The following is a 16206-nucleotide window of genomic DNA, read 5'->3' on the forward strand; positions in this document are numbered from 1 at the left end:
TGCGTTCAATCATATGTAAACATTCTCTTGTCTTTAATAATAGCAACCTTTTCCATGGTTAACTATGGTGAAAAGTTACTAAAATGTCGAACGTACAGTCTGTTAAAAAACTGGTAAATTAAGAAATTTGGTTTAGTAATAGTTGAATTATAGAAGGAATGTCATTATCTACAATATTGCTGCTTTATTAAAAAGGCAGCAAAAGGGATGAATGGACCGCTGTTGTACTCAACCATTTTTGAGAGCGCAGCTTTAAAGAAGAGGGATGATTTTTATGATTTTTTCCTCATACCACATCTTTCCTCCTAGTAACTCTGTCGAATCTTCTAGACTATTGTCTCAAGGGAATAGAAAGAAAGAAGACGAAATGGTTGAGAACGAGGTAAAGTCATATTATGTCTTTATTGACCTCATTTACATACTTTACGGGGGAGGAATACGTTTGAAACTAAAAAAAAGATTAAAACTAAATAAGATAGGGGTAGCCATGCTTACGGCTGGTGTCATATGTACAGCTTATATGCCCCTTCATACGCTGCAAAAGCCTGTAGTCGCTTTGGCGGCAGAGAATCAGTCAGATTCTTTAGAGCGAGCATTTGCACAAGCATCTAAAGAATTTGGTGTGCCAGCTTCGCTTTTAAAAGCAATTTCCTACAACAAGTCGCGCTGGGAAAGTCATAATGGAAAACCTAGTGCAGCCGGGGGATACGGTCTTATGCATTTAACAGACATCCCTTCTTTAGAAGATGGAAAAGGAAACGGAGCTGTGCCTTCAAAACCAGCATATGATAAACAGCAAACTCTCTCCTTAGCTGCTAAGCTGCTTAACTCAGATAAAGAAAGATTAAAAAAAGATCCTGTGCAAAATATTCGCGGTGGCGCTGCTGTGCTGGCTTTTATCGCAAAAGACAAAAATGGAAACATACCGTCCACTGATCAAAAATGGTACGATGCAGTCGCCGCTTACAGTGCTTCTCAGGATAAGGAAAACGCTCAAGTATTTGCCGATGATGTATATGAAACGTTGGAAAAAGGAGCAGAGCATACAACATCAGACGGACAGCATCTTAAAATTTCCCCTCAAAATATAGATATGTCGATTCCTCGTGCTGAAAATTCCAATACGAATAAAGCGGATTGTCCGGCATCTTTAAAATGTGAATACATCCCTGCATTTTACGGGAAATTCAGCGAAAGTGCTTCAGATTACGGAAACTATGATATTGCAAACCGTCAAAAATCAGATGTTCGCTATATTGTTATTCATGATACAGAAGTAAGTTATGATGGAACGATTGATTTGTTTGCTAACCCTAATAGAGCCGCTGCAAACTATGTAATCCGTTCAAGTGATGGCCACATCGCACAGATGATCCATAACAAAGACGTAGCATGGCATGCAGGAAACTGGTATTTTAATACACACAGTATTGGAATTGAACATGAAGGATTCGCCCTTGAAGGATCTACTTGGTTTACGGAAGAAATGTATCGTTCTTCGGCAAGACTCGTACGCCACCTTGCCAAAGAATATAATATTCCATTAGACCGAGCTCATATTATTGGTCATGATGAGGTGCCGGGTTTGTCTCCTAAGGCTCAATCAGGTATGCATTCAGATCCCGGGCCGTTTTGGGATTGGGGGCACTACATGGATTTAGTAGGAAGCCCAGTCGAGCGCCAGCATACAAACAAACTAGCCGTTACGATTAATCCAGTCTTTCAAAACAATCAGCCAGAAGTATCAGATGCACCAAAGCAGCCGGCCAACTTTGTGTATTTGCATCAAGCTCCCAGCAATGATTCACCGCTTCTGAATGAGCCTGCAGCTTCAGGGCCTGGAACGAAACAAACGTTAGACTGGGGAAGCAAAGCAGTAACTGGACAAACGTATGCAGTAGCTGAGACAAAAGGAGAATGGACAGCGATTTGGTATGGAGGACAAAAAGCGTGGTTTTATAATCCTCATAATAAAAATACAAGTAAAGGTACAGGCATATTATTAACGCCAAAACCAGGAAAAGAAAGCATTCAAGTGTACGGAGGAGCTTTCCCGGAGGCCTCAGCCTATCCTTCTGATATACCAGTTAAAGCTATGGTGCCACTTCAGTATAAAATTTCTCCAGAGCAGGTGTACGTGGGGGTAGAGAAAGTAAGGAGTGACTATTACTATGCCCCAACTTTTACAACAAACCCAAACGATCACAAAATGATTGTTGGAAAAGACGAATATTATCAAATTTATTTTAATCACCGCTATGCGTTTGTGAAAGCGTCAGATGTAGAGGTTAAAAGACAATAGAATAGAGTGTTAAAAGAAAAGAAAGAGACAGGGTGTTTAAATGGTATGTCTCTTTCTTTTTTTAAAAACCACAAAAATTCAGAAGGTTATTGATGATGTTTTCTTATAATGATTTTCTAGCTTATTATCTTTTTACAAAAGGAAGGAATGTCCCGTGATTATAATTAAGCCTCTAAGCCAGTGTTCTTTTCCTGATGCATTACAAGCATTCAATAAGGGTTTTGAAGATTATTATCTTCCGATTGAGCTGTCACTAGATCAATTCACTTGTAGGTTTGGTTTTGATCAGCTATCTGTCGACCATTCTTTTATGGCTTTTTATAATAATACACCAGCTGGAATTATGTTAAATGGAATAAAAAAGGTCAAGGGAAAAAAACATGCTTGGAATGGAGGTACAAGCGTAGCCTTACCTTACCGGAAAATAGGAATTGGAGAAGCCTTACTAAAAGCTACACTTGAGAGATACCAGCAGCAAGGAGTAATGGAAGCCAGTCTGGAAGCATTTAAAGTGAATGAAAAAGCCATTCACCTTTATCAGAAATATGGATATGAGATTGTAGATACCCTTTTATTTCTAAAGCATAGAGGTAGTTTTCACGCTTCTTTACTTAAAAAGAAGAATCAGCTTACGTATTCGTTAAAGCGAAGGCTTGCAAAAGATATTCAGAACCTACCCTTTTATACATACGATGTCCCGTGGAAAAATCAATTTGACTGTATTCGTGATGGAGAATCGTTTATTGCGTTGAATGAAAGAAACGAAGAAGTTGGCTATCTGTTATTTCAAAGGAATTTTTCTTCCATAGGCATCGTGAATTCGGTTACTTTTTATCAAGGAAGCGTTAAGGAACATATCTCAAATTCAGAGGACGTTCTGGGCTTTTTATTAGCAACTATTTTTAATATGTATGGACCAATTGCTTACAATACATATAATGTACCTGAAAAAAGAAATAGCTTACTCGTGAAAATGTTAAAATCATTTGGTTTTCAAGATTTATATACAGATGAAGGAATCAAACTTGAGCAGGTGTTTATGAAAAAACAGCTTTAAAAAGCGGCCATGGGCCGCTTTTACTGCATTTCTGTAATTGGATGTGCATCATAAAATTCCTCGATTTTTTCTTGCTGTCCTTCGAATTTTTCTTTCCATACTTGTTTCACGTCATTATAATTCCGAAGATCTATTCCGTAGAAGTCCTTTAACTCTTTTCGAGTAATGGTGATTGTCTGAGGAACAGTCGTATTAATAGTAAAGTGAACGCTGTCAGCATTTTGTACGGCAGAAAGTAAGATGGTTGCGTTATGTAAAAGTATGCGTTTGGTTTTAACAGACGTCCAGCTTTTTTCAAACGTATGCTGATTATTATTTATTGCAGCGTAATTAATTGTTAAGTAATAAGGTTTTTGTGTATCTTGGAAGGTTATACCTTTTAAATAAACGTGTCCTGGAAGCTTATTTGTAATTTCCTCTATTGAAGCCTCATGTTTTGAAGAAGAAGTATGTTGAATAGAAGAAGCAGAGACTCTTTCGGCAGACAGATTATTATGAGGTGCATAAGCACACCCTGATAGGCAAGTGAGTACTGTGCAAAGTGTAAGAGAAGCATATATTTTTTTCATAATGGTAACTCCTTTTATTTATATCTACTTGTAAAGACGAAAGACCTATATATTTTGTTTCATACAAAATATAAGTTTATTCATTAAAAAGACATATAATCCAAAATAATAGAAGTTAATAACCCTAATGAAGCAATAAAACCAATAACAGGACCACCTTCTTCAAAAGCTTCTGGCAACATCGTCGAAGCAACCATTGCCACAATTCCACCACCGGCGAATGAGGCAATAAAACCCATCATGTTTGGGGTAGCATTTTGAAGAAATAGATATCCAATCCAAGAACAAAGAGCCGATATAAAGAAGACAGAAAGCCATAATGAAAAAATTTTCTTTTGCTTATATTGGCTTTTTAGTAGTCCGCTTGTCCCGGAGATTCCTTCGGGTATATTGCTGATAAAAATAGAAACAACAAGCAGCCAGCTAACGTGGTGCTGTTCAATCAAACTTGCGCCAATCATCAGTGACTCAGGTATAGCATCCATAATGGTACCAATAAAAATGGCTAGTCCCGAGCTAGCGGGGACAAGGTGGTCCGAACGTTTTCTTTTGTGAGCGCCTTTTTTAGCTAAGGAGATGTCAAGAAGAGTAAAAAGTGCTGCGCCTGTTAAAAAGCCTAAAGAAGAAGAAATGATTCCTGCTTCTTTTACCGAATCTTGAATGAGCTCGTAAGCAGCAGCTCCTAACAAAACGCCCGTGCCAAAAGCCATAATATAAGCAGTCAAAGGTTTTTTTAAAGGTACAAAAATAGCTATAATAGCTCCAATTAATACAGCTGAGCCTGAGACACCACCCCACATAAGGGCATCTATCACATGAGATCCCTACTTTCTTACGTACTTACTTGTAGTGTAACCATCTCTATGATTATTATGAAACAAGATAAATGAACTAAAAAAACGGAAAAAAATCACTGATTTAGACCTTAAATAAAATAAGTCTTCTGTATAATTGACAAAATTTTCTGATTATGTCCGTTGAAAGTGAAAAAACCTTGTGATAGTCTGATCAAAAGATACAAAGATGGAAAAAAATTCTTTGATCTATAGAAGGTTAAAAAACTTAACGAGGTCACTTTTAAACGAAAGAAGGAATACGAGATGAATTCAAAAGCAGTAAAAAGAGAAAATCGCTATGCTAACTTGATTCCTATGCAAGAAATCAAATTAGTTGAACAGCAGCTTTACCCATTTGATATTTATAACAGTCTGCGTCAAGAGGCACCTATTCGTTACGATGAAAGCCGAAACTGCTGGGATGTATTTGATTATGAAACAGTAAAGTATATTTTAAAAAACCCGTCGCTTTTTTCATCCAAACGAGCAATGGAAGAACGCCAAGAAAGTATTTTAATGATGGACCCTCCAAAACATACAAAGTTACGAAACTTAGTAAACAAAGCTTTTACGCCAAGAGCTATTCAGCACTTAGAGAGTCATATTGAAGAGATTGCAGATTATTTATTAGATGAAGTAAGCAGGAAAAAAAAGTTTGATATAGTAGAAGACTTTGCTGGACCACTGCCGATTATTGTAATAGCAGAATTGCTAGGAGTACCAATCCAAGACCGAGAACTGTTTAAAAAATACTCCGATGACTTAGTGAGCGGTGCTGAAAATAATTCAGACGAAGCTTTTGCGAAAATGATGCAAAAGCGTAATGAAGGCGTGATTTTTTTACAAGGGTATTTTAAAGAAATTATCGCGGAGCGTCAGCAAAATAAACAAGAAGATCTCATTTCGCTTCTTTTAGAAGCAGAAATCGACGGCGAGCATTTAACAGAAGAGGAAGTGCTGGGGTTTTGTATTTTATTGCTAGTAGCAGGTAATGAGACAACGACAAACTTAATTACGAACGGAGTTCGGTATATGACAGAAGACGTAGACGTGCAGAATGAAGTTCGTCAAGACATATTGCTGGTTCCGAACCTGGTAGAAGAAACGCTTCGCTATTATCCTCCTATTCAAGCGATTGGACGCATAGCTGCTGAAGATGTAGAACTTGGAGAGTGTAAGATTAAAAGAGGACAGCAGGTAATTAGCTGGGCAGCAAGTGCAAATAGAGATTCAGCTAAGTTTGAACGGCCTGACACTTTTGTCGTGCATCGTAAAACAAACCCTCACGTGAGCTTTGGATTCGGCATCCATTTTTGCTTAGGAGCACCGCTAGCAAGAATGGAAGGGAAAATTGCTTTTACTAAGTTACTAGAAAAAGGAGAATTCTCGAAAGTTCAAAATCAGTCTTTAAAGCCAATAGACAGCCCTTTTGTTTTTGGCGTAAAAAAATATGAGATTACTTTTAATAAAGCTTAAAAAGCGAGCGCAAATTATGCGCTTGCTTTTTAGCGTTCAGTGTTCCATTTTTGGTCCTCTGAAGGAGACGTGTACGTGTCCATTGAAGAGATAAGCTGTTCAGGAGTATCAGAAATATTGATGAGACGAATAGCAGAATCTGTAGAAAACCCTTCATCTACGGCATGCTGAACCATTTGCATAAGCGGGTTGTAGTAGCCGTTCACATTTAATAACCCTACTGGTTTTTTATGTATACCAATTTGAGCCCAGCAAAGAGCCTCAAACAACTCTTCAAATGTCCCGAAACCTCCAGGAAGCGCAATGTAACCATCAGCTAACTCGTGCATAGTTGCCTTTCGCTCATGCATGCTCTCTACTTCGATGAGTTCTGTCAGCGCGGTATGAACAATTTCACCGCTAAACAAACCGCGGGGCATAATGCCGATGACTTCGCCTCCATGCTGAAGCATTTCATTTGCGACTTCTCCCATCAGGCCCATTCGTGAGCCTCCGTAAATCAGCCGGTAGTTTTTTTTGGCCATGTAGCGTCCTAGCGAGACGGCTGTCTCTTTATATTCTGTTTTTATTCCAGCGCTTGATCCTGCAAATACACAAATTGATTTCAACTGCTTCACTCCTTTGTTTCTTTTCTATATAAGTCTTTTCTGTTTATGAAGAACAAATTCCTTCTTAATAATTTATGAATTTTCACAATGTCATCGCTTGATTATTCTAAAAACTTTGCTTATAATCAAAGCGAAACGTCTGTTTGAAAGCGTTATCTATTGCTCTTCTTTTAATGGAAAAGACAGTACGTATGGATCTACTTGTAAGATAAGTAGGTAACATGAACTTATAGGAAATTTGACCGTTTTAAACGCTTCATTTAGTAAGTATACGCACTTGCAGGATTAAGACAAGGGGGGATATGGGGATATGATGAACAATTTAATACGCACATTAATGGTACAAACACCGACCGTACCAGGAAACTTAGGAAGAGTAGCAACAGCTATCGGAAATGTTGGAGGAGACATTGGCGAGGTTGAAACCGTTAAAGTAGGACATAACTACACCATGAGAAGCATTACGGTTCAAGTAGAAAGTGAAGACCAGCTTGAGGAATTGCTTGAAGCGGTTCGCAGTTTAGAAGGCATTACTTTACATACAGTATCAGATGAAGTTCTTCATGCCCATGAAGGCGGCAAAATTCAAATGAAAAGCAAAATGAAAATTGAGTCGATTGCTGACTTAAGAAGAGTATATACCCCTGGTGTAGCAAACGTTTGCCGTGTTATTCAAGAACAGCCGGACAAAGCGAAGATTTATACGAGCATTGGAAACACGGTTGCGATTGTAACAGATGGTACCGCTATACTAGGATTAGGAAATATTGGTCCAGTTGCAGGAATGCCTGTTATGGAAGGGAAAGCTGCGTTATTTGATCAACTTGCCAATGTAAACGCTATCCCTATTTTGTTGAATGTAAATGAGCCGGAAGAAATCATTCAAACGGTTAAAAATATTTCACCGGGATTTGGCGGCATTTTACTAGAAGATATAGGGTCGCCTCACTGCTTTGAAATTGAAGAACGTTTAAAAGAAGAGCTCGATATTCCAGTTATGCATGATGATCAGCACGGAACAGCAGTTGTGACGCTAGCAGCAGCTATCTCGGCTTGTCGCAGCACAGGTGTGAATTTGAAAGAAGCAAAAGTAGGACAAATCGGCTTAGGAGCTGCCGGCATCGCTACTTGCAGAATGTTCATGGCTTACGGTGTCAAACAGGTGATAGGAGCTGATAAGTCTCCTGAAGCGAATGAGCGCTTAGTCAGCTACGGTGGAAAAGTAGCGGATTCATTAGAAGAGCTTATGGAGAACTGTGACATTGTTATTGCGACAACAGGTGTACCTGGATTAATACAAAAAGAATGGATCCGAAAAGGGCAAATCATTCTAGCACTTTCTAATCCAAAGCCAGAAATTGAACCTGAAGATGCTCTTGAAGCAGGAGCTATTTACGCTACGGATGGAAGGTCAGTGAATAATGTACTTGGCTTCCCAGGTATTTTCAGAGGAGTGTTAAATGCGGGGGTGCGTGATATTACGCATACGATGCTTGTAGCTGCAGCTGAAGCCATTGCAAATTCAACGCGTCCAGGCGATTTAGTTCCTCATCCTCTTAATCTAGCTGTACATGAAGCAGTATCTGAAGCAGTTGAAAGAGCGGCTGTTGTACACGGAGAGAAAGACGGCGTTTATCGATAACAAACAAGGCTGCCTCGAAATAGGCAGTCTTGTTTGTTTTTTATCAAAAAATAATAAGAAAATAGCAAACTGTGAAACTTTTTTCCTTTTTTAACGTAATATAGTAATAGAAATAGTAAAAAAGGTAGAGAAAGGAGTTTTTATGGAGTTTGAACATTTAAAGGGAAAATTGCCCCTCGAGGCTAAAAAAGCGATGCGCTGGCAATCCATTTTTACGCATAGCCTGTGGCTTCTTGCAACAGCGGGTTATTTTCTACTCGTTCATTTTTTTGATTGGTGGTCAATTATTGGATGGATATCAGCTGGACTATTAGTCGTGAGCTTTATCATATATACAATTATAGCTCCAAATGTATATATGAATGTATATTCATATGAAGTCACAGATACTCAAATTGATGTACAAAGAGGGCTATTCATCTGGTATCATACGAAAATTCCGCTTGTGAAAGTGCAGCACGTTGAAACATTGACAGGGCCGATTTTTCGAAAATTTGACTTGGCATCTGTTAAAATCATTACAGCAGCTGGAAGCGTCGAAATTCCTGCACTTGTACAAAGAGATGCTGAAGCACTGCGAGAGTATATTGCTAGACTAGCAGAGGTAGATGATGAAGATGAGTAAGCGGCTGCATCCGCTATATATTGCAATAGCATTTATTGAACATATAAAAAATAATATCCTGCCTTTTGTGTTTGTATTTATTGTCAATCGGCACCTATTGTTTACATATTGGTGGGCAACGCTGTTAGCGGGAGGCGTAGTCGCTTTATTTGCTTTTTTTACTTGGAAGGAATTTCGTTACGAGGTAACAGAAACGGAAGTGCGTCTGTATAAAGGGATTTTTAAAAAAGAAAAACGATTTATTCAACGCAATCGCATTCAATCGATTCAGTTAGATCAGCCGTTTGTTTTTAGAATTCTTCGCTTAGCCCGGCTTCGTATTGACACGGCCAGCAGCGGTACGGATGCTGAAATTGATTTATCTGGTATTTCACTAAAAGAAGCGCACCATCTTAAAGATACGTTAAAGCTGTCGGGGAGTCAGCCGGAAATAAGGGAAAAAAGTCCTGAACGTACGATGAAAGTGTCGGTGAAACAGCTGGCGTTAGCTGCTGCGTTTTCCGGGAATTTTGGCTATATATTTGCTGCTCTTGGTTTTCTCTATCAGTATATTGATACGTATATCAACCGCTGGGTGAAGACAGCTTACGAAGAAGTGATTCATCAATCGATGCTTGGTTTATTTGTATTAGTGGCTGTAATTGTGGTGCTTGCTTATTTGCTGTCTATTGTTTTATATGTAATACGATTTGGCGGTTTTACAGTAGAGCGCTACGATCATTATCTACATATTAAATACGGATTGTTAAATAAGAAATCCCTTACGATTCCTTTTCATAAAATACAGGCTGTTACGATAGAGGAAGGGTTGGTCCGGCGCTTATTTGGATGGTCTTCCGTTTCGTTAAACGTCGTAACCTCTGATTTAAAAGAAAAGGTCTATTTACACCCGTTTATCCAGCAAAAAGAGATTTCAACATTAATGAACGTATATGTGCCGCACTATGAATATATAAAGTGTCCAAGAAATACAGCGATTCAATATGCGTGGTATCCATTACTATTACCGGTCTTGTTATTTGCGGCAGCAGGGATTGGCATTAGCTTTTGGAAATCAATGTTTGTGTGGATTATTGCTGTGCTATGCCTTATATACGTACTTATTCACTGGTTAGGTTATCGTCAAGGCGGCTTGATGATGAACGATGTATTTGTCAGTATTCGATCGCAGTTTTTAACACGAAAAACAACGATTATTAGAAGGAAGAAAATAGAAGAAATTGAGGTGTTTGCAGGCACTTTTTTATGGAAAAAAGGATACAGGAAAATAAAAATTGCAACTATGGGTACAAGCGGCAGCTATAAGTCCGGATATTTTCCATTTGAGATTTGGCATCCGGTCTTTCTGCAAGCTACTTCGGCTAAAAAGGCATGAAGAACATCATTGTTCTCCATGCCTTTTGACGTTATCTATTCATTAAATTTTTCCCTTGCTCGTAATAGCTGTTCATCACTTCAACGGGCACCATACTGCCTCCAGTTGACCATACAAGGTGAGTAGCTTTTGACATATCGTTTTCTAGTCCTTGCGCTTGTATATAGGAAGACCCGCTTTCCATCAGGTGGAGAGGTCCTTGTAAACCAGCCGCTGCTGAAGGTTCTATATACATATTTTCACGATTGGCTAGCTCATAAATAAATCGGAAAAGCTGATCATCTTCTACGGTATAAATTCCGCTAATAAGCGATTTTATCGTTTCACCTACAAAGCTAGATGGCCTTCCTACAGCTAGTCCATCGGCAGCTGTTACATTGTCAAGTCCAATATCCGTAACGGAAATGCCGTCATGCAGCTCGGTCATTAATCCAAGCAGCATGCAAGGAGAGTGAGTAGGTTCAGCAAAAAAGCAGTGAACGTGATCACCGTATATTGCTTTTAGTCCAAACGTAATACCGCCAGGACCTCCGCCTACTCCGCAAGGTAAATAGACAAATAAAGGGTGTTCGGCGTCTACTTGAATCCGCTGCTCGGCTAGCTGCTTTTTCAAACGTAAAGCCGCAACGGAATAACCGAGAAATAAATCTCTAGACTGCTCATCGTCAATAAAATGACATGCGGGGTCTGCTTCGGCTTGCTTTCGTCCTTCCTCCACGGCTTTTCCGTAGTCAGACTGATATTCAATAACGGTTACACCTTTAGAACGAAGCAGATCTTTTTTCCACTTTTTAGCGTCCGCTGACATATGGACGGTGACGTTAAAGCCGAGAGTAGCGCTCATAATACCAATGCTTAAACCTAAATTACCGGTAGATCCTACTGCAATAGAATAAGAAGAAAATAACTTTTTACATCGTTCTTCAGCTAGAAGAGCGTAGCTGTCTTCCTCGGTAAGCAGTCCTTCTTTGATAGCAAGACTTTCAGCAAATTTTAATACTTCATAAATGCCGCCTCTTGCTTTAATAGAACCTGATATGGGAAGAGCGTGATCGCATTTCATCAATAATTTTCCTTGCAGCTTATTATTCATTTGTTGATTTAAATAGTCTTTCATGTATGCAACTTCTTGAAGAGGTGATTCAATGATTCCTTTTGATGCTTTCAGCTCCGGAAAAGCGATTTGAAGAAAAGAAGAAAAGCGAGAAAGTCGTTCTTTTGCATCTTTTATATCTTTGGTATGTAAAGAAAGAGAAGAAAGTGCTTTTTGAGCAGGTTTTATATAAGGATTTATCCAAAGTATTTCCTGTTTATTGATTAAAGGTGTTAATAAAGGATATTCATGCATCCATGTAGCAAGGGGTTTTTGGTGAAATAAATGAGTTGTCATAAAAGCTCCTTTCGCAATATGTTATTTCCTTTATATGTATAGTACCAAGAATAGAAGAAGTTGAAAACGAAAATATCAAAAAGCAGAACACACATTTTAACCACCTCTTGTATACTAATAAAGATAATCTATACAACTGCATAGAAAAAAAGGAGAGGAATTCATGCCATTTTCAGGCGATGATAGCAGATGTCCTATCTGCGGAGAAAAAAATAACTGTGCTTCTGTACAAGGCAGAGAAATAGAAAAGTGTTGGTGCATGCAGAAAGTTTTTACTCCTGATCTGTTTAAACAAATTCCTTTAGAAAGCAGAGGAAAAGCGTGTGTATGTGTCAAATGCGTTGGGAGACAGAAGAAAGAAGGTGAGGATTAACTTGAAAAAAGGAATTATTTCATACGGTGAGGCATTTATTGATTATATTGCTAAAAACGAATTTAACACTAGCTTTGCCCCTTTTTTAGGAGGCACAACCGTTAATATAGCAGTCGGCGTTCAGAAGTTAGGAGCAAAAGCATATTATATCTGCAAGTTGGGCAGTGATGAAATAAGTGATTTTGTAAGAAAGAACCTTTTAATTGAAGGAGTGAATCAAAGCGGCTGTGTAATATCGGAGACTAAAAAAATTTGTGAAGTGTATGTACATAAAAGTAAAGAAGGAGATCGTTACTTTCATTCCTACATAGATTCTACACCTCATGAGCAAGTGTACAAACATGAGCTGCAGGAAGCTTTATTTGAGCAGGCAGCGATTTTTTATTTTGGATCAGGTACGTTGTTTCATCCGATTTCCCAGGAAACTACAAAAGAAGCTGTGAAGCTCGCAAAAAAACATCGTATGCTTGTAGCGTTTGATCCAAATATTCGAATGAAAAGATGGGAAAGTGAAGCAGCATGTAGAAATATCGTGACACCGTTTTTGTCCGAAACAGACATTTTGAAAATCTCTCAAGATGAGCTCCTATTTTTGATGAATTCAGCAGACCTGACAGAAAGCCTAGAAAAACTGAGAGCGTATCATATTCCGTACGTATGGGTCACTCAGGGAGAAAATGGCGCAGCAGCCGTTACTGCAAATCAAACGCTTCATGTGAGTGCAAATGAAGTGCAGGTGATAGACACGACGGGAGCGGGTGATGCATTTATGGCAGGAATTTTATGGTGTGTTCACGAAAAAGGATTACCTGAAAGTGAGGAGTCACAGAAGCAGTACACAATGTTTGCTAACGCGTTAGGTGGAGCAGTTTCGGCAAGGTACGGAGGAATGATTTCGCTTAAAGCAAAAGATGTATCTAGTATAAAAGCAGGTAGCTGATAGCTACCTGCTTTTGACCGTTTATTATTTAAAAAATGACAGTATAATCATAAGGGCAAAAATAATCGTAAGATGGTTCAATGAGAACACAAACATTAAAGTAGCCCATTTTGTATCTTCTAATTTTTTAAATCCAACAATTCCAAGAAGCATCCATACTAGTGTTAAACCGAACATTGTAAATGCGATAATTTTACTAAACGACAAAAATAAGAAAGATGCCGCTAGCAAAATAACTAGGTATACAAGCGTTTGGACTTTGGAACGACGGATCCCTTTTACTACAGGAAGCATTGGTACACCTGCGGCTTTATATTCCTCAAGTCTTCTAATGGCAATAGCGTAGAAGTGAGGAGGCTGCCATAAAAACATAAATACAAACAATCCAATGGCTACCGGATGAAATAAGTCTGGTGAAATAGCGGCCCAGCCAATGATTGGAGGCATAGCTCCAGAAATACTTCCAACTTCGGTATTATAGATAGTTGTACGTTTTGTGAGCATAGTGTAAGGCACTACATAAAAGAAAAATCCTAAAATACCCATAATGGCGGCCATGTTAGAAACTAAAAATAAAATGCCTACACCGATAACAAATAAAGCCAGTCCTAACCATAGAGCAAATTTAGGATTGACCGCTCCTGTTACCGTGGGTCTGTCTTTCGTACGTTTCATGATCGCATCAATATCACGGTCATAGAAGTTATTAACTGCCCCAGCTCCTCCTACGACAAAGGATGTCCCAATTAAAGCCAAAATAATGATAGGAATTTGTGTCACAAAGCTTAAGTCATTAACAGCAATTGCGAGACAAAGCCCAGCAACCATTCCTAGTGAGTTCGATTTAATAATCCCAGTTTTTATAATAGCACTGATTACTTCCCGGGAAAAATACTGATTGATAGGAAGTGATTCCTTTGTGATAACTTCGGTATTTTTCACAGCAATTCTCCTTTTTGAGCTTATTCCTACATGAATAAACCTAATCTTTATTAATCAACTAAACTATTTTAACAAAAAAATATCGTAATTACATCAAGGTTGCTCGTAAAATTTGTTAACATTCCTTGAACTTTTTAAAAAAACAAAGAATAATGTCGAATTACCAATTAAAAATAAGTACATCCTTTATTATAAGATAAAAATGGAATGCTTAAAAATGAAAATTTTGACTATCTGGTGAACTTTTAACGAGCAAGAAACTCGAACTTAATCGTACCATATTTATTGGTAATTGCAATCACATAGTATGTGATGAAAGAAAAGATGTGGTACATTAAAGAAAGAACTAATAAGTTTGTTTACTATGTCTTATTCACAAGGAGGATATATGATGCCAGATAAATATGCTAGCTTCTCTGAACTTGCCTCTCATGAAGTATACAATCAAGACTACAAAATTCAATTCGAAATCAGACCTTCTAACATTATTATGCTTGCGATACACGGCGGAGGTATCGAAACTGGAACATCCGAACTTGCTGTTGGGCTAGCAGGAAACGAATACTCGTACTATATATTTGAAGGGTTAAAGAAAGCAGGAAATGCCGATCTTCATATCACATCCACTCATTTTGATGAACCTCATGCGCTAACTATTATATCGAAAGAAGACTATGCCGTATCTTTTCATGGATACAATGATAAAAGTGAAAAACACACTAAAATCGGCGGTGCTGACAAGACATTAAGATCCAAAGTGTATGAAGCGCTTGTTTCCAAAGGTTTTAGTACAGAAATTTTATCAGATCAAGACCCTTTTTCCGGTACAAGCCCTAGAAATATAACCAATAAAACAGCTAGGCGGATGGGTGTGCAAATTGAGATAAGTAAAGCGCAAAGAGAAGCTTTTTTTGCAACTAACACGAGAAATGAACGTAAAAATTCGAAAACCCAAGAATTTTTTGAGTATATATCAGCTATTAGAAGTGCATTTCCTCTTAGATAAATCAGATACGTTTAGTATTTATTAAACAGGTTAGATTTATTACGGACATGTTTGTGGTATACATATAGTAACTACATATACTGGAGGAGATAATCATGAAAACATTTGACCAAGAAGATACCTTAGAACGTCTTAAAGCCTCTTATCGATATTTAAAAAGCGTAGACGTACGGGGAATCAGCACACTAGATGATCAAAAGCGAGCGGAAGCTGTGCAGTTAATCGAAGAGATTGGTCTTAAAATATCAGAAATGCGTGTGAAAGTAGAGTGAGAAAGAAGGGCATCTGTCCTTCTTTCTCTTTTTCAACAACTATAAACAGGAGATTGGCCATGAACGAGCAATATTATGACGCTTTATTAAATATAAAAACAACGGGAGAACAAAAGGGATTTAATGATTCATTTCATTACCATCGTTATGAACCCACGCCTTATAGTGCATTAGAAACACTTTTCACTCAGTATGAGCTAACAAGCAGCGATAGAATTGTCGACTTCGGATGTGGAAAAGGAAGGCTGAATTTTTATGTGAACTACCTGTGCAATGCCACCGCCGTAGGGATAGAAATGAATGAACACTTTTATGAGCAGGCCATAGATAACCAGAGGCGCTATTTGAAAAAAGCCAAGGGCCGCAAACATCCTATTCATTTTCAGTGTTGTTTAGCCCAGGAATATAAGATTCATCCATTAGACAACTGCTTTTATTTTTTTAATCCTTTTTCAGTTCAAATCTTTATCCAAGTAGTGAACAATATTTTGCTTTCGTGGGAAGAGAATAAACGCGAGATTGATTTGATTTTATATTATAGTTCGGAGGATTATCTTCATCACCTCGAAAAACATCCTTCTTTCATTTTAAAAGAAGAGGTAATGCTGCCAGAGTTGGATCGTAAAAACCCATATGAACGGTTTTTGATTTATAAAGTAGCTTATTAAGACGATCTATTTACTGTTTGATAATGCTGGATCTTGCCGGTTCTATTTAACAAATCAGCAGGAGGTGGAAAAAGACCTGCTGATTGTATTTATAACTTTTTAGAAATTAAAGCATAACACTTTAT

General features: G+C 38.1%; 16 protein-coding genes. 11 read left to right on the forward strand and 5 right to left on the reverse strand.

The annotated features are described in order from the left end of the window. The first annotated feature begins 442 nt into the window (after window positions 1-442). Both ACFX4R_RS11170 and ACFX4R_RS11175 read left to right on the forward strand, forming a co-directional pair. The gene (locus ACFX4R_RS11170) at window positions 443-2302 is read left to right on the forward strand and encodes an N-acetylmuramoyl-L-alanine amidase (RefSeq protein WP_377569568.1); all 1860 of its coding nucleotides are present in this window, start codon (window positions 443-445) and stop codon (window positions 2300-2302) included. Window positions 2303-2456: 154 nt separating this feature from the next. Continuing rightward, entirely contained in the window at window positions 2457-3359 is a 903-nt protein-coding gene (locus tag ACFX4R_RS11175) for a GNAT family N-acetyltransferase (RefSeq protein WP_377569570.1), read from the forward strand. A 20-nt stretch (window positions 3360-3379) separates the two neighbouring features. On the opposite strand, the gene ACFX4R_RS11180 is transcribed toward ACFX4R_RS11175, so the two are convergent. Beyond that, the gene (locus ACFX4R_RS11180) at window positions 3380-3928 is read right to left on the reverse strand and encodes a DUF4825 domain-containing protein (protein ID WP_097823593.1); all 549 of its coding nucleotides are present in this window, start codon (window positions 3926-3928) and stop codon (window positions 3380-3382) included. A gap of 83 nt (window positions 3929-4011) precedes the next feature. Next, window positions 4012-4743 carry a ZIP family metal transporter gene (locus tag ACFX4R_RS11185; protein ID WP_116733234.1) on the reverse strand — a complete coding sequence of 244 codons (732 nt, stop codon included), beginning with the start codon at window positions 4741-4743 and terminating at the stop codon, window positions 4012-4014. Window positions 4744-5028: 285 nt separating this feature from the next. On the opposite strand from ACFX4R_RS11185, the gene ACFX4R_RS11190 reads away from it, so the two are divergent. Continuing rightward, a complete protein-coding gene (locus ACFX4R_RS11190) occupies window positions 5029-6240 on the forward strand; it encodes a cytochrome P450 (RefSeq protein ID WP_377569573.1) in 1212 nt (403 codons plus the stop codon). 29 nt (window positions 6241-6269) lie between these two features. Here the strand turns inward: ACFX4R_RS11190 and ACFX4R_RS11195 are convergent, their stop codons facing one another. Next, window positions 6270-6848 (reverse strand): LOG family protein, encoded by a 579-nt coding sequence (locus ACFX4R_RS11195; protein ID WP_043982110.1) that lies wholly within the window; start codon window positions 6846-6848, stop codon window positions 6270-6272. A 310-nt stretch (window positions 6849-7158) separates the two neighbouring features. On the opposite strand from ACFX4R_RS11195, the gene ACFX4R_RS11200 reads away from it, so the two are divergent. From ACFX4R_RS11200 to ACFX4R_RS11210, 3 genes are all read left to right on the forward strand, one after another. Continuing rightward, on the forward strand, window positions 7159-8490 hold the full coding sequence (locus ACFX4R_RS11200; protein WP_043982112.1) for an NAD-dependent malic enzyme: 1332 nt from the start codon (window positions 7159-7161) through the stop codon (window positions 8488-8490). Window positions 8491-8632: 142 nt separating this feature from the next. Then, window positions 8633-9115: a PH domain-containing protein gene (locus ACFX4R_RS11205; protein ID WP_013056785.1), complete on the forward strand. Its 483-nt coding sequence runs from the start codon at window positions 8633-8635 to the stop codon at window positions 9113-9115. Next, complete coding sequence (locus tag ACFX4R_RS11210; protein ID WP_377569575.1) at window positions 9108-10490, forward strand: PH domain-containing protein; 1383 nt, start codon at window positions 9108-9110, stop codon at window positions 10488-10490. The genes ACFX4R_RS11205 and ACFX4R_RS11210 overlap by 8 nt, the downstream gene beginning before the upstream one ends. Before the next feature lie 31 nt (window positions 10491-10521). Here ACFX4R_RS11210 and ACFX4R_RS11215 read toward each other — a convergent pair whose 3' ends face one another. Beyond that, window positions 10522-11880 (reverse strand): D-serine ammonia-lyase, encoded by a 1359-nt coding sequence (locus tag ACFX4R_RS11215; RefSeq protein WP_377569577.1) that lies wholly within the window; start codon window positions 11878-11880, stop codon window positions 10522-10524. Window positions 11881-12043: 163 nt separating this feature from the next. On the opposite strand from ACFX4R_RS11215, the gene ACFX4R_RS11220 reads away from it, so the two are divergent. Both ACFX4R_RS11220 and ACFX4R_RS11225 read left to right on the forward strand, forming a co-directional pair. Further along, window positions 12044-12253, forward strand: a complete 210-nt coding sequence (locus ACFX4R_RS11220) for a cysteine-rich CWC family protein (RefSeq protein WP_043982119.1) — start codon at window positions 12044-12046, stop codon at window positions 12251-12253. A 1-nt stretch (window position 12254) separates the two neighbouring features. After that, window positions 12255-13193, forward strand: coding sequence for a carbohydrate kinase family protein (locus ACFX4R_RS11225; RefSeq protein ID WP_377569579.1), 939 nt, complete (start codon window positions 12255-12257; stop codon window positions 13191-13193). Window positions 13194-13217: 24 nt separating this feature from the next. On the opposite strand, the gene cyoE is transcribed toward ACFX4R_RS11225, so the two are convergent. Further along, complete coding sequence (gene cyoE / locus ACFX4R_RS11230) at window positions 13218-14135, reverse strand: heme o synthase (RefSeq protein WP_013056789.1); 918 nt, start codon at window positions 14133-14135, stop codon at window positions 13218-13220. A 391-nt stretch (window positions 14136-14526) separates the two neighbouring features. Here cyoE and ACFX4R_RS11235 point away from each other — a divergent pair, with 391 nt between their 5' ends. The 3 genes from ACFX4R_RS11235 (at window position 14527) to ACFX4R_RS11245 (ending at window position 16081) form a co-directional block, all read left to right on the forward strand. Beyond that, window positions 14527-15141 (forward strand): poly-gamma-glutamate hydrolase family protein, encoded by a 615-nt coding sequence (locus ACFX4R_RS11235; RefSeq protein ID WP_377569581.1) that lies wholly within the window; start codon window positions 14527-14529, stop codon window positions 15139-15141. Between the two features lie 95 nt (window positions 15142-15236). Next, window positions 15237-15413 carry a hypothetical protein gene (locus ACFX4R_RS11240; protein WP_013056791.1) on the forward strand — a complete coding sequence of 59 codons (177 nt, stop codon included), beginning with the start codon at window positions 15237-15239 and terminating at the stop codon, window positions 15411-15413. Between the two features lie 59 nt (window positions 15414-15472). Beyond that, the gene (locus ACFX4R_RS11245) at window positions 15473-16081 is read left to right on the forward strand and encodes a methyltransferase (RefSeq protein WP_043982122.1); all 609 of its coding nucleotides are present in this window, start codon (window positions 15473-15475) and stop codon (window positions 16079-16081) included. The last annotated feature ends 125 nt before the right edge of the window (window positions 16082-16206 follow it).

The organism is Priestia sp. YIM B13490 (genome assembly GCF_042787735.1).
GTDB classification, from domain to species: Bacteria; Bacillota; Bacilli; order Bacillales; family Bacillaceae_H; genus Priestia; species Priestia megaterium.

What these genes read in the sequence shown, in the direction of transcription:
- ACFX4R_RS11180 (WP_097823593.1), bottom strand. Translation starts at nt 3,928, where the DNA reads ATGAAAAAAATATATGCTTCTCTTACACTTTGCACAGTACTCACTTGC.
- ACFX4R_RS11190 (WP_377569573.1), top strand. Translation starts at nt 5,029, where the DNA reads ATGAATTCAAAAGCAGTAAAAAGAGAAAATCGCTATGCTAACTTGATT.
- ACFX4R_RS11200 (WP_043982112.1), top strand. Translation starts at nt 7,159, where the DNA reads ATGATGAACAATTTAATACGCACATTAATGGTACAAACACCGACCGTA.
- ACFX4R_RS11205 (WP_013056785.1), top strand. Translation starts at nt 8,633, where the DNA reads ATGGAGTTTGAACATTTAAAGGGAAAATTGCCCCTCGAGGCTAAAAAA.
- ACFX4R_RS11210 (WP_377569575.1), top strand. Translation starts at nt 9,108, where the DNA reads ATGAGTAAGCGGCTGCATCCGCTATATATTGCAATAGCATTTATTGAA.
- ACFX4R_RS11215 (WP_377569577.1), bottom strand. Translation starts at nt 11,880, where the DNA reads ATGACAACTCATTTATTTCACCAAAAACCCCTTGCTACATGGATGCAT.
- ACFX4R_RS11220 (WP_043982119.1), top strand. Translation starts at nt 12,044, where the DNA reads ATGCCATTTTCAGGCGATGATAGCAGATGTCCTATCTGCGGAGAAAAA.
- ACFX4R_RS11235 (WP_377569581.1), top strand. Translation starts at nt 14,527, where the DNA reads ATGCCAGATAAATATGCTAGCTTCTCTGAACTTGCCTCTCATGAAGTA.
- ACFX4R_RS11240 (WP_013056791.1), top strand. Translation starts at nt 15,237, where the DNA reads ATGAAAACATTTGACCAAGAAGATACCTTAGAACGTCTTAAAGCCTCT.
- ACFX4R_RS11245 (WP_043982122.1), top strand. Translation starts at nt 15,473, where the DNA reads ATGAACGAGCAATATTATGACGCTTTATTAAATATAAAAACAACGGGA.